This is a genomic window from Lysobacter sp. Root690 (genome assembly GCF_001427785.1).
Taxonomy (GTDB): domain Bacteria; phylum Pseudomonadota; class Gammaproteobacteria; order Xanthomonadales; family Xanthomonadaceae; genus Lysobacter.
The window spans coordinates 247,331-259,554 of the sequence record NZ_LMHM01000017.1 but is presented as its reverse complement, the minus strand read 5'-3'; the positions used below and the strand labels follow the sequence as shown (position 1 = coordinate 259,554).

Annotated in this window: 7 protein-coding genes; 1 reads left to right on the top strand and 6 read right to left on the bottom strand. The window is 67.3% G+C overall.

Annotated elements, in window-relative coordinates:
- Positions 1–35 precede the first annotated feature (35 nt).
- On the top strand, positions 36–473 hold the full coding sequence (locus ASD86_RS21725) for a hypothetical protein (protein WP_157476997.1): 438 nt from the start codon (positions 36–38) through the stop codon (positions 471–473).
- Between the two features lie 138 nt (positions 474–611).
- Here the strand turns inward: ASD86_RS21725 and ASD86_RS21720 are convergent, their stop codons facing one another.
- From ASD86_RS21720 to ASD86_RS21695, 6 genes are all read right to left on the bottom strand, one after another.
- Positions 612–1,028: an OsmC family protein gene (locus tag ASD86_RS21720; RefSeq protein WP_082578609.1), complete on the bottom strand. Its 417-nt coding sequence runs from the start codon at positions 1,026–1,028 to the stop codon at positions 612–614.
- Complete coding sequence (locus ASD86_RS21715) at positions 1,028–1,984, bottom strand: pirin family protein (RefSeq protein WP_082578608.1); 957 nt, start codon at positions 1,982–1,984, stop codon at positions 1,028–1,030. The genes ASD86_RS21720 and ASD86_RS21715 overlap by 1 nt, the downstream gene beginning before the upstream one ends.
- Positions 1,981–2,448, bottom strand: coding sequence for an OsmC family protein (locus ASD86_RS21710; protein ID WP_056115732.1), 468 nt, complete (start codon positions 2,446–2,448; stop codon positions 1,981–1,983). The genes ASD86_RS21715 and ASD86_RS21710 overlap by 4 nt, the downstream gene beginning before the upstream one ends.
- A 337-nt stretch (positions 2,449–2,785) precedes the next feature.
- The gene (locus tag ASD86_RS21705; RefSeq protein ID WP_056115730.1) at positions 2,786–2,986 is read right to left on the bottom strand and encodes a hypothetical protein; all 201 of its coding nucleotides are present in this window, start codon (positions 2,984–2,986) and stop codon (positions 2,786–2,788) included.
- Positions 2,987–3,112: 126 nt separating this feature from the next.
- Positions 3,113–3,346 (bottom strand): hypothetical protein, encoded by a 234-nt coding sequence (locus ASD86_RS21700; protein ID WP_056115727.1) that lies wholly within the window; start codon positions 3,344–3,346, stop codon positions 3,113–3,115.
- On the bottom strand, positions 3,343–11,988 hold the full coding sequence (locus ASD86_RS21695) for a glucoamylase family protein (RefSeq protein WP_056115724.1): 8,646 nt from the start codon (positions 11,986–11,988) through the stop codon (positions 3,343–3,345). Before ASD86_RS21695 ends, ASD86_RS21700 begins: the two co-directional genes overlap by 4 nt.
- Positions 11,989–12,224: the final 236 nt, after the last annotated feature.

Genomic DNA, 12,224 nt, shown 5'->3' with positions numbered 1-12,224 from the left:
ACCCACCCCGCGCCCACCACCAAGGAATCGCCGCGATGAATCTTCGTACCGCTGCATTGACGCTGCTGTTAGTGACCAGCGCGGCCCGCGCCGAAGCACCGGCCAACGTCGCCGTCGCCGACAGCTACGGACTGGCCAAGGAACAGGCCGTGGAGGTCTGCAAGCCGCGCGGCGAACACGAGTACCTCGCCCGGCTGGTCTGTCCGAACAGCGAGCATCCGGCGTTCGACCGCCGCGGCAGTTTCGGCGAACGCACGCCGCTGCCGGACGATCTGAGCGAAGACGCCAGCAACCGGCTGGTCGAGGACATGATGGGCTACAAGGCCCTGCGCGCCGGCGAGACCGACTATCACATCGTCGACGGCTACGACGTGGTCTGCGGCGAGACCACGACCCGCGTCTACCTGGACATGTACCACTGCGATGCGCCGCGGCCGGCGCGGGCGCCGGCGGGTTTCAGCATCATCAATTAAGCGCGCAGAAAATAAACGGCGCGGCGCGCGATCCGGAATTACCGCGCCGATCAGCCGCGCACCGACATCGAAAGCCACGAGCTATTCGTGGCTTGAGCGCAAGCCGTTGGACGCAACGAGCCCATCGCGATCTCGCGACTAAGCCGCCGATGCATCATCGCCACGGCGCGTTTCGATCGTCGCGCCCTCCTGCAAGGTCCGCGTCACCGGCGTCTTGCCCGCCACTTCGAGCAGACGCTGCCATTGCTCGTCGCTCAAGCCGGCGTCGCTATGCAGCACGCGTTCGATCCGGGTGTCGCCTTCGCGATTCTTCAGCAGGGTCAGCTCGACCCGCAGTTCACCCAGTTCCCAGCCTTTCTTTTCGGCGTACATGCGCAAGGTGATCGCGGTGCACGCACCCAGCCCGGCGAGCAGATAATCGTAGGGCGCCGGGCCGGCGTCCTGGCCGCCCGCGGCGACCGGCTCGTCGGCGATGAGGTCGTGCTCGCCGGTGCGGATGCGATGACGATAATGCGGGCCGTCGGACCAAACCCGCGCGGTCGAGATGGCTTTCATCAGCGTTGCGCCTTGAGATTGAGGTTGGCCGGCACCGGCGCGGGAATGCGCGCCAGCGTGGTGCCGGGCACGTCGCCGAAGTAACGCCCGGCATTCCAGTCTTCGCTGGCCTGCAGCACTTCCTCGGGCGTGCGCGCGACGAAGTTCCACCACATCAGCAAGTCTTCTTCCAAGGGTTCGCCGCCGATCAGCAACAACCGCGCCGCGTTGTCGCAGCGCAGCCGCAGAGTGTCGCGGCCCAGGCCCAGATACAGCAGCGTGTCGGCTTCGATGCGTTCGCCTTCGACTTCGATCTCGCCTTGCAGACACAGCACGGCGTGTTCGAATCCGGGCGTGAGCGGCAGCTCGGTGGCGGCCGCGGCGTCGGCGGCAAGGTCGATGCCGACCAGCGGCGTGAACACCTGCGCCGGCGCGTGCTCGCCCAGGGCTTCGCCGGCCAGTACGGTGATGCGGAAGCCGCCGCGTTCGAGGATCGGCAAGTCGGGGTAGTGATGGAACGACGGCTCACGGTGACGCTCCGCTTGCGGCAACGCGATCCACAACTGCGCCAGATGCACGCGGCCGGCGTTGCCGTCGGGCGGCTCTTCGGCGTGCACGATGCCGCGGCCGGCGGTCATCAGATTGACCTGGCCCGGACGGATGAGCTGCTGCGAACCCAGACTGTCGCGATGCAGCACTTCGCCTTCGAGCATCCAGGTGAAGGTCTGCAGACCGATATGCGGATGCGGGCCGACCGAGGGCCCGGCGCCGGGGCCGTGCCGGATCGGGCCGGCGTGATCGAGAAAACACCAGGCGCCGACCTTGCGTCGGGTCCGCGACGGCACCGCGCGATGCACTTCGAAGCCCGGCGCGATCTCACGGCTACGGGTGGCGATGCGTTCCAGGACGGGCCGGCCGGCGCATTGCGCGCCGTCGCTGCTGCGTACCGGTTCGGCGGACGCTTCGGGACGGCTCATGGCGAAGCGCCCGTGGTCGGCGCGGCTTCGTTCGACACCGCAGCCGCCTGCAACGAGGTCGCGATGCGCACCTCGCCGGTCAGCACCTTGTGGATCGGGCAGGCGTTGGCGATCTGCAACAAGCGTTCGCGCTGCTCGTCGGACAGATCGCCGTGCAAGGAAATCACCCGAGTCAACTCGGTGCCAGCCTCGGGCTTGCCGTTCGGATTGAATTGCAGCTCGACCTGCACGTCGTTCAACGGCCACTGCTTGCGCGCCGCGTACATGCGCACGGTGATCGCGGTGCAGGCGCCCAGGCTCGACAGCAGCAAGCGCTCCGGCGACGGCGCGGTATCGCCGCCACCCAGATCGGCCGGTTCGTCGGCTTGCCACGCATGGCCGAGGTCGTCGCGCAGCTCGACCCGGTACGGCGCGGCCGCGCTGGCGGCCTGCACGCTGGGAACAACGAGGTGAGGGTCGGTCATTGGATATCCTGATGATGAAGCGCATGGCCGTTGCCGCACGTCGCTCGTCGACGCGCCCTGCCAAGCGGTGCGGTTATGGGCGCACCATATCGCAGACCCGGCCGCGTCGCGGGTGTCGAAATCTCTACAGACAGTCCCATCCGGCGAACAATCGATCGACGCGGGTGTCGTACCGATCGGATTGCAGCGTCCGCCGCGGAGCCGCGAAAGGCTTGGCATCGCGACGCCGCCGCACGAACGCGGCTGAGTCCCATGAGCCTCCGAATTCGCACCACGCCGGATCGCGCCGCGGTGCGCGCGCGCCCGATGCACCACGCGTCAGCCTCGTGCGTCCATATCAGCGCAGCGCGTCGCTCACCGGGATCGATTCGACCCGCGGATGCGCCATGCGCAGTTCATCGGCGAAACGTTTGGAATCTCCGACCACGACGATGCTCGCGCCATCCGGGTCGAACGATCGCCGCGCCGCCTGCTGCACGGCCTGCGGCGTGACCCGCTCGACCGCCGCGATGAAACGCCCGAGGTTGCTCAAAGGCATCGCCTGCGCGGCTTGATCGCCGAGTGGCCGCGACCAGCGACCCAGGCTGGGTCTGGCTCAACACATTGCCGGCGTCGTTGGTCAGCGCATTTGATGCCCTTCGCACCGAGCCGACGCGGGCCGGCGCTACCAGCCTTCGCCGTGCCGCTTACCCGGATCGCAGCCGTTCAAGGTCAACATGCGCGCGACCCGCGCTTCGGCGTACTGCCGATCGTCGCGCCCCAGGCCCTCGACGATCGGCTCCAGCAGCGCGCGAAACTGCGGCCAGAACTGCGCTTCGTGCCGCATCGTCTCGCGCCAGTGCGGCAGCATCTGCTCCAGCCGGTCGAGTTCGATATCCAGTTGCAAGCGCGTGCTCATGAGGCCGCCCGCGGCCAGGTCACTTCGACCTGATGCAATGCGCCGTCATCGACCAGCGGGAAGCTCATTCCGTCTTGACTGACGCCATCGAGTTTCACACCGGCAACGTCCTCATCACTACCGGCTTCGACCTGCCGCACCTGGATCAGATACGGCGTCTCGCGATAGCGGTAATGCATCTTGTACTGCGTCCAATCGGGCGGAATGCACGGCGCCAGTTCCAAGCGGTCGCCACGTCGATTCAGACCGAGCAGCGATTCGGTCAGCAAGCGATACATCCAGCCGGCCGACCCGGTGTACCAGGTCCAGCCGCCGCGGCCCGTGTGCGGCGCCACGCCATAGACATCGGCGGCGAGCACGTAGGGTTCGACCTTGTAGCGCGCGGTCGCGGCGGCGTCGGCGGTGTGATGGATCGGGTTGATCATGCGCGCGAGTTCCCACGCGCGCGCGCCGTCGCCCAACTCGGCGAAGGCCATCGCCGCCCACACCGCGGCATGGGTGTACTGGCCGCCGTTCTCGCGCACGCCGGGCACGTAGCCGCGGATGTAGCCCGGGTCCTTGACGGTCTTGTCGAACGGCGGATCGAGCAACTGGATCAGGCCGGCGTCGCGCCGCACCAGATGGCGATCGAGCGAATCCATCGCCTGGCGCGCGCGCTGCGGATCGGCCGCGCCCGACAGCACCGACCAGCTTTGCGAGATCGAATCGATCCGGCATTCGTCGCCCTCGTGCGTGCCCAGCGGGGTGCCGTCGTCGAACCACGCGCGCCGGTACCACTCGCCGTCCCAAGCATGCTTTTGCAGATTGTCGCGCAGGCGTTTGGCCGCCTCGACACAGGCATCGGCGAACGCGGCATCGCCGCGCGCGCGCGCGATCGGCTCGAAGCGGTTCAAGGTATCGAACAGGAAGAAGCCCAGCCACACGCTTTCGCCGCGGCCGGCCAGGCCGACCAGATTCATGCCGTCGTTCCAATCGCCACTGCCGATCAGCGGCAGACCGCGCTCGCCGAGCAACTCCATGCCGCGCTGCAAGGCGAGCACGCAATGGTCGTAGAACGGCTGCCGGCGATCGGTGGTCCACGGCCGGTCGTAGTACGACTCCTCGTCGGCGTTGAGCGCGCGGCCCTCTACAAAGCCGACCTGTTCGTTGAGCAGGCTCATGTCGCCGGTGACCTGCAGATAGCGGCAAGCCGCCAGCGGCAACCACAGGAAATCGTCGGAGCAGCGCGTGCGCACGCCGCGATTCTGCGGCGGGTGCCACCAGTGCATGACGTCGCCCTGCGGGAACTGATGTTCCGCGCTCAGCAGCAGATGCTCGCGACTCAGCGCCGGCCGCGCATGCACGGTCGCCATGGTGTCCTGCAGCTGATCGCGGAAACCGAACGCGCCGCCGGACTGGTAATAGCCGCTGCGCGCGACATAACGGCAGGCCAGTGCCTGATACGGCAGCCAGCCGTTAACCAGCGCGTCCACGCTCGGATCAGGCGTTTCGACCCGGATCGCGCCCAGGGTGCGGGTCCAATGCATGCGCACCGCATCGAGCGCGTCGTAAGCCGCGGACTCGCCCTTGCAGCGATCAATCAACTGCGCTGCGCTCGCGGCATCGCCGGCCGCGCCGAGGCGGAACACGATCTCGCAGGTTTCGTCCGGGACTAGCGACGCCGGCACCTGGATCGCCGCGCACGGATCCAGGCCGACGCCGAGGCGCCCGGACAGACGTTCGTTGAGCATCGCCGCCGGACGGCCCAGGTCGCCGTTGCGGCCGATGAACTCGGTGCGGTCGGCGGTGTAGGTGCAGCCGTCGCTGTCGGTGTCGAAGAACGCCATGCGCCCTTCGAACTCGGTGTTGTACGGATTGCGCGCGGTCAACGCGCCGCTGGCCGGGTCGATTTCGCTGACCACGTGCATCTGCGAACGCGCGCGGATGTCGCCGAGCACCCATTCGACATAACCGGTCGCGGTGACCCGGCGCGTGCGATCGGAGCGATTGCGCAGCTTGAGCACCGAGTATTTGACCGCGTCTTCCAGCCCGACATACACCCACAGCTCGCTGGCGATGCCGTCCTCGACATGCTCGTACACGCTGTAACCGAAGCCGTGGCGGGTGCGGTACGCGCCGCGGCCGCGACACGGCAGCGGCATCGGCGACCACACCCGGCCGGTGTCTTCGTCGCGCAGATAGAAGGCTTCGCCGCCGGTGTCGGCGACCGGGTCGTTATGCCACGGCGTCAGCCTGAATTCGTGCGCGTTCTCGAACCAGGTGTAACCCGGCGCGCTTTCGCTGACCACCGTGCCCAGTTGCGCATTGGCCATCACGTTCGACCACGGCGCCGGCGTGGGCTCGCCTTCGCGCAGCTCGATCACGTACTCGCGCGCATCGGCCGCGAACGCGCCGGTGCCGTTGTCGAAATTCAACGATGCGCTGACCGGTTCGAATGGCCAGCTGTCGAAGCGGCTGTCGTCGTCGCTGTCGACGTGCGGCGGCGGCAGGCCCAGCAACACGCCCGACTCGTCGATTGCAGCCGGAGCGGGCAGCGCTGCCAGATCCGTCGCGACCGGCGCACCGTCGGGCCACAGCAAGGTCGCGCCGCGATCGGGCGGCACGTGCCGGCTAACCTGCGCGGCAAGGGTGCCGCGCTTGTCGCTGATGATGACCCGCGCCACCGCCTGCAACAGGATCCGGTCTTCCTGCGACATCTGCTGGATCGGCCGCACGAAGATACCGCCGGGCCGGTCAAGCACGCTGCCTTCCGGACCGGCCGAGACCAGACCCAGGATCTGTTCCTGCAACTGTTGGCGATAGCCGCTTTGTTCTTCGTTCCAGATCACCAGATCGACATTGAGCCCCTTCAGGCGCCAATACGCATGCGCCTGCACCATCTGCCGGACCAGCTCGATGTTGTCGGCCTCGCTGATCTGCAACAGCACGATCGGGAAATCGCCGGAAATCGAATGCCCCCACAGACCCGACTGACCGCGGCGGTTCTGCAGCAGCACCGATTGTTCGGCGCGCAGGTAGGGATGCGCATACACCATCGAACCGGCCAGGCGCTCGTACAACTGCGCATCGGCCTGCGAGGCGTTGATCTGGCGGCGCACGACCTGGCTGTGCGTCCAGGCCAGATCGAACACGCGATCGGCCAGGCGCCGGTCGCGATAACGATCGATCAGCGCGGTGCAGGCGGCGCGATCGGCGCCGACGCCGGTGACCATGTCGATGATCGCGGTCTGGTCCGGCGCGAGTTCGATGCGGGTGCGGATCGCGACGATCGGATCGAGCACCGAGCCGACCGAATCCGACAACGCGGCATCGCCGCTCATCGCCTGCGGCGTGCGCGGGGTGTTGCCGCGGCCGATGAAACGGGCGCGATCGGTCTCGTAGGAAATCTGGCCGATGTCGGCGTCGTGGACCGCGATCAGGTGGAACATCCACGGCGGCACTTCGTCGTGCGCGCGCGGCCGGCGTGTGCACAGCAAGGCCTGCTTGTCGCGGTCGATCTGCGACTGCACGAACAGATTGCTGAAGGCCGGATGCAGTTCGTCGGACAGCGCCGGCGCCAGCACCACTTCGGCGTAGGTGGTGATCTCGATGGTGCGGGTGCGACGCGAATGATTGCTCACCCGCAGCCGGCGCAGCTCGATATCGTCCTCGGCGGAGATGGCGATCTCCAGATGGGTTTCGTAGCGGTTCTTGCGCCCGCGGAACTCGGCCTTGGCGTCGGAGAAGATCGCCTCGTAATGCTCGACCGGCACGCAGGTCGGCTGATGGGTCGCCGACCAGTATTCGCCGGTGTCGACATCGCGCAGATAGCAGAACGCGCCCCAATGATCGCGGGTGGAATCCTCGCGCCAGCGCGTGACCGCCATGTCGCCCAGGCGGCTGTAACCGCCGCCGGCGCTGCTCAACAGACCGTGATAGCGACCGTTCGACAACAACTGCACGGCCGGCCGCGCGGTCGCGGGATTGCGGAACACCCGTAGCTGGGTCTCGGTCACCGGCGGCGCGGCGCGCGCGCCACTCGCCTCGGCTTCGTGCGGATGGAACACGCCGGTGCGCGGGATGCGTTCCTGCAGCAGCAGCAAGGTCGCCTGGAATTCGGCGTCGGCGACGAAGCGCTTCTGCATCGGTTGGTCGCGCAGCAGATAGTCGAGCGCGAGCAGGCCCATGCCCTGGTGATGGGCCATGAACGAACGCACCACCGCATGGGTCTGGCCACGCGGCACTCGCGCCGGGGTGTAGTCGATGGCCTCGTACAGGCCGAATTCGCCGCCGAAGCCGAGATCGGTCAGACGCTGCAGGTTCTGGCAAGCCGCCTCGGGCATCACCATCAGCGCCATGATGCTCGCGTAGGGCGCGATCACCAGGTCCTGGCCGAGACCGCGCTTGAGCCCGAGTCCCGGTACGCCGAACGCGCGGTACTGATAGTTCATGCGCGTGTCGACGGTGTTGTAGCCCGATTCGGAAATCCCCCACGGCACGTCGCGCTGGCGGCCGTAATGGATCTGCGCCAGCACCGCGTGCTGCGCGGTCTGATCGAGCAAGGTGTCCGGATAACTCGGCATCACCAGCTGCGGCATCAGGTACTCGAACATCGAGCCGCTCCACGACAGCAAGGTCGCGCCGCTGTCGATCTCGGTCAGCAGACGGCCCAGCGAGAACCAAGTCTCCTGCGGCAATTGGCTCTGGGCGATGGCGACGAAGCTGGTCAAGCGCGCTTCCGACGCCAGCAGGTCGTAATAGCCCGCATCGAGTCGACGTTCGTCGACGTTGTAGCCGATCGCCAGCAGATGGCGGCCGCGGTCGTACAGGAACTCGTATTCCATCAACGAGAACTGGCCGGCGATATGCGCCAGGCGCTCGAGTTCGCGGATGCGGCGGCGCGCGCGTTCGCGCACCTCGCTGTTGTCCGACTGCCGCAGCAGGTCGCGCAGGCTGGGAATGGCGGCCGCGCCGAGCGTGGATTCGGGCTCGTCGGCGGACGGTTGCGCCGGCACGGCGTGCGCGGGCAGGAAGTCGGACAGTTCCTGCAAGGCGTCGCGACACGCGTCGATCAACGCGCGCGGCCAGCGCGAGGTGGTGTCGTCGTCGCTTGCGCTGTCGGGTTCGCCGCGGCTCGATTCGATCGCTTGAGCCAGCGACAACAACTCCGATAGAACGCGTTCGATCTCGTCCGGCGCCCGCGGCGGTTCGGCCAGGATCGCGTCGATCCGCTCGCGGAACGCGGCCGCGGCCTGGCTTTGCGCCGGCGACTTGGCCGCGCCCTGCGCATTTCGCAGGTTTTCCTCGAGCACGCCGCAGGTGTCGGCCAGCCCCTGGAACACCACCGCGCTGAGCACCGGTTCGTCGATCAACCCGAGCAGGCCCTGACGCAAGGTCAGCAAATGCGCGGCAAGATTGCCGCTGTCGACCGTGGAGATGTAGCGCGGCGGCAGCGGCTGCAGGGTTTCGGTGTCGTACCAGTTGTAGAAATGCCCGCGATGGCGCGGCAAGGTTTCCAGCGTGGCCAGTGCCAGGCGCGTGCGTTCGACCACCGCGCCGGCCTGCACATAGCCCAGGTCGTAGGCGCTCAGGTTGGCCAGCAGCGACAGGCCGATATTGGTCGGCGAGGTGCGCCGCGCCACCACCGGCGTGGGATGTTCCTGGAAATTGTCCGGCGGCAGCCAATGATCCTCGGCGCGGATATGCACCTCGAAGAATGCCCAGGTGCGGCGGGCCAGGCGGCCGAGGAAACGCACCTGCGTATGCGACAGACCGGCGCGCCGCTGCTTGGGCGGACGTCCCAGCCACGCCATCAACAGCGGCGAGATCAACCACGCGGCGAGCCACGGCGCGGCGATCCACAGCGAGGTCGGCTGCACCCGCGCCAGCAGCGCCGCGACCGCGATCGCGAACACCGGCGCGGACCACATCTCGCGCAGTTCCGCGCCGAAGCGATCGCCGAGACTGCGCTCGACCTCGCTGGACGGATTCCATTGCAGCAGGCGGCGATGGCTGATCGTCATCCGCCACAAGGTGCGGGCAATCGCGCCGAGCGCGAAGAACGCTTCGAACGGCAGGCAGGCCAGGGTCACGAAGGCGCGTTGCAATTGCCGCGCAAGCGAACCGCCGACCTGGACCAGATGGGTTTCCAGCGCCATGTCGGACGGACGCCGCAGCAGTTCCCAGCCGGCCAGCACCAGCATCGGCGCCAGCCACAACGCGAGCAGCCACAAGGTCCATGCCAATGGCTGCGGCAAGGTGGCCCAACCCCAGACCAGCAGCGCGAGCGCCGCGGCCGGGACCAGACTGCGGCGCAAATTGTCGAGCAGCTTGCCGCGCGACAGCCACGACAGCGGGTTGCGTTCGAAGCCGCCGTGCATGCGCGGCACCCACGGCAACAGCCACGGCAGCAGCTGCCAGTCGCCGCGGATCCAGCGGTAACGGCGCTTCACATCGGCCGCGTAGCGCGAGGGATAATCCTCGAACAGGCGCACGTCGCTGATCAGACCAGCGCGCGCGTAACAGCCTTCGAGCAGATCGTGGCTGAGCACGCGGTTGTCGGGCAGGCGATCGGCCAGCGCGTACTCGAACGCGTCGACGTCGTAGATGCCCTTGCCGACGAACGAGCCTTCAGCGAACAGGTCCTGATAAACGTCCGAGACGATCCGGGTGTACGGATCGATGCCCGCCTCGCTGCCGAACATGCGCGCATAGCGCGAGCCGCGGCGTTCGCTCATGCCGCTGCCGACGCTCGGCTGCAGGATGCCGTAGCCGCGGGTGACGCGCTGGCGGCGCTCGTCGAAGCGCGCCTGATTGAGCGGATGCGACAAGGTCGCGATGAATTCACGCGCGGCATCGCGCGGCAGGCGCGTGTCGGTGTCCAGGGTGATGACGTAGCGCACGTTCTCCAGCACCTCGGTGTTGCCGGTGACTTGCGAGAACGATTCGCGCGAATCGCCGCGCAGCAGTCGGTTGAGCGCGGCGAGTTTGCCGCGCTTGCGCTCCAGGCCCATCCATTTGCGTTCCTGCGCGTTCCACAGGCGCGGCCGATGGAGCAGGAAGAACAGGTCGCCGCGCTCGCCGGCGTAGCGGCCGTTGAGGCGTTCGATGTGCTGCGCCGCGTGCGCGACCAACGCTTCGTCGCCGGGCAGGGTCTGCTCGTCGGCGTCGAGGAAATCGGTCAGCAGAGCGAAATGCAGGTAGGTGTCGCGATTGGCGAGGAAGCGCACTTCCAGGCCTTCGACCAGACGATCGATCGCCTGCGCGCTGGTCAGCATCGCCGGCACCACCACCAGACTGCGCGCCTGCGCCGGCAAGCCCTTGGAGTAATCCAGACGCGGCAACGGCTTGGGCGCGATCAACACCGTCGCCAGCCAATTGACCAGATGAATGCCCAGATCGCTGAAGGCGATGAAGGCCAGTGCCGCCAACACCAGCAGCGGCGCCAGGTTCATCGATACATCGCGTGTCTGCCACAGCAGGCCGTAGGTGCATATCGCCGCGACCAGTCCGATCGGCAGCAGGTACGCGCCCAGCGGCACCCGCCGCCGGCTCAGGCTCACCGGCTTGCGCGCGCGCCCGGATGCGGCCAGCGCTTCCTTGATCTGCGCGGTGCCGTCATCGATCAGGTAATAGCCGACATGGGCCTTGCTGCCTTGCGCATCACTGGCGGCGCGCGCCAGTTCCAGCACGATATCGGCCACGTCGGTCTCGCTGGTGCCACTGCGGCGCGCGAGTTTTTCCACCACGTGCCGATACATGTCGCGGGTGTTGAAATCCATCAGCGCGTACACGCCGTGCGGATCCTGGCGCAGGGTGTGTTCGACCAGGCTCATGGTCTCGACGAACTCGCGCCAGTCCATGTTGACCAGGAAACGCAGGCTGCCGATGCTGTTGCTGATCGAAACCTGATCGGATGCCTGTTGCTGGCTTTCCGAGCGCACCAGTTCCTCGACGCTGTGGCCGCCATCGGTCAGCCATTGGTCGATCCAGCTGATCGGCATCGCCAGCGCCGCGCTGCGGCCGTGCAGCCCGCGCGCGAGTTCGGCGACGAAGGCGCCGGTCATCGGCGGATCCGAACGCGCCATGTCGGCCACGATCAAGACCACGTCCTTGGGATTGTTGTCGGCGGTCTCGTTGAGCCGCTCCGACCATTCGGCGGCGCGGCGATGGTCCAGGCCATCGCGCATCACCCGCGCCGCCATGCGCCGCAGGTTTTCGATCAGCGCGAGCCGCAGCATGATCGGGATCGCCCACAGCTCGCCGAGCTTGAGCGGGGTGACCGATTGATAGGCGGCGACGAAGCGGGTCATCGTCTCGGCGTCGATACGGCCGTCGCCGTGGGCGATGGCCTCCATCGCCAGATCGTAGACGCGCGGCATGCCGGTACCCGGGCCTTCGCTAAGCGCCGGCAGTTCGCGGCTGTAGCCTTTGGGCAGATGCCGACGCGCGGTGCGGATCTGTTCTTCGATCAGGTAATAGTTGTCGAGCAACCACTCGCCGGCCGGGGTGATGCGGACTTCGTCCTGCACCATCTGGGTCAGCAGCGCGCTGGCGTCGCCGAGCACGCCTTCGTTGTCCTTGAGCCGCGCCAGCAGCAGGTCCGAACCTTCCGCCGCCTGCACCCGATGACTTTGCGCGAGCGCCTTGCCGTGCTGCTCCATCTGCTCGGCGCTGAGCAGGCGCGATCGCAACGGTTCCTCGGCCAGCCAGGGCCTGCCCTTCGCTATCCGCCCCCAGCGCCACAAACGCCGGTGCAGGCGCAACCAATGACTGAGAATTCGCCACACATAGGACATACGATATCCAAACTTTAGCGGTCGCCAGGTTCAGCCAGACTCAGACGATTGGATTGTCGGGGCCGAAAACGTTGGCGTGCAGACCCAAGGAAGTACCGTAG

Bases quoted from the DNA above. Each gene is read 5' to 3' on its own strand.
- ASD86_RS21710 (WP_056115732.1), bottom strand. From the start codon at position 2,448: ATGACCGACCCTCACCTCGTTGTTCCCAGCGTGCAGGCCGCCAGCGCG.
- ASD86_RS21700 (WP_056115727.1), bottom strand. From the start codon at position 3,346: ATGAGCACGCGCTTGCAACTGGATATCGAACTCGACCGGCTGGAGCAG.
- ASD86_RS21720 (WP_082578609.1), bottom strand. From the start codon at position 1,028: ATGAAAGCCATCTCGACCGCGCGGGTTTGGTCCGACGGCCCGCATTAT.
- ASD86_RS21725 (WP_157476997.1), top strand. From the start codon at position 36: ATGAATCTTCGTACCGCTGCATTGACGCTGCTGTTAGTGACCAGCGCG.
- ASD86_RS21695 (WP_056115724.1), bottom strand. From the start codon at position 11,988: ATGGAGCAGCACGGCAAGGCGCTCGCGCAAAGTCATCGGGTGCAGGCG.
- ASD86_RS21715 (WP_082578608.1), bottom strand. From the start codon at position 1,984: ATGAGCCGTCCCGAAGCGTCCGCCGAACCGGTACGCAGCAGCGACGGC.
- ASD86_RS21705 (WP_056115730.1), bottom strand. From the start codon at position 2,986: ATGCCTTTGAGCAACCTCGGGCGTTTCATCGCGGCGGTCGAGCGGGTC.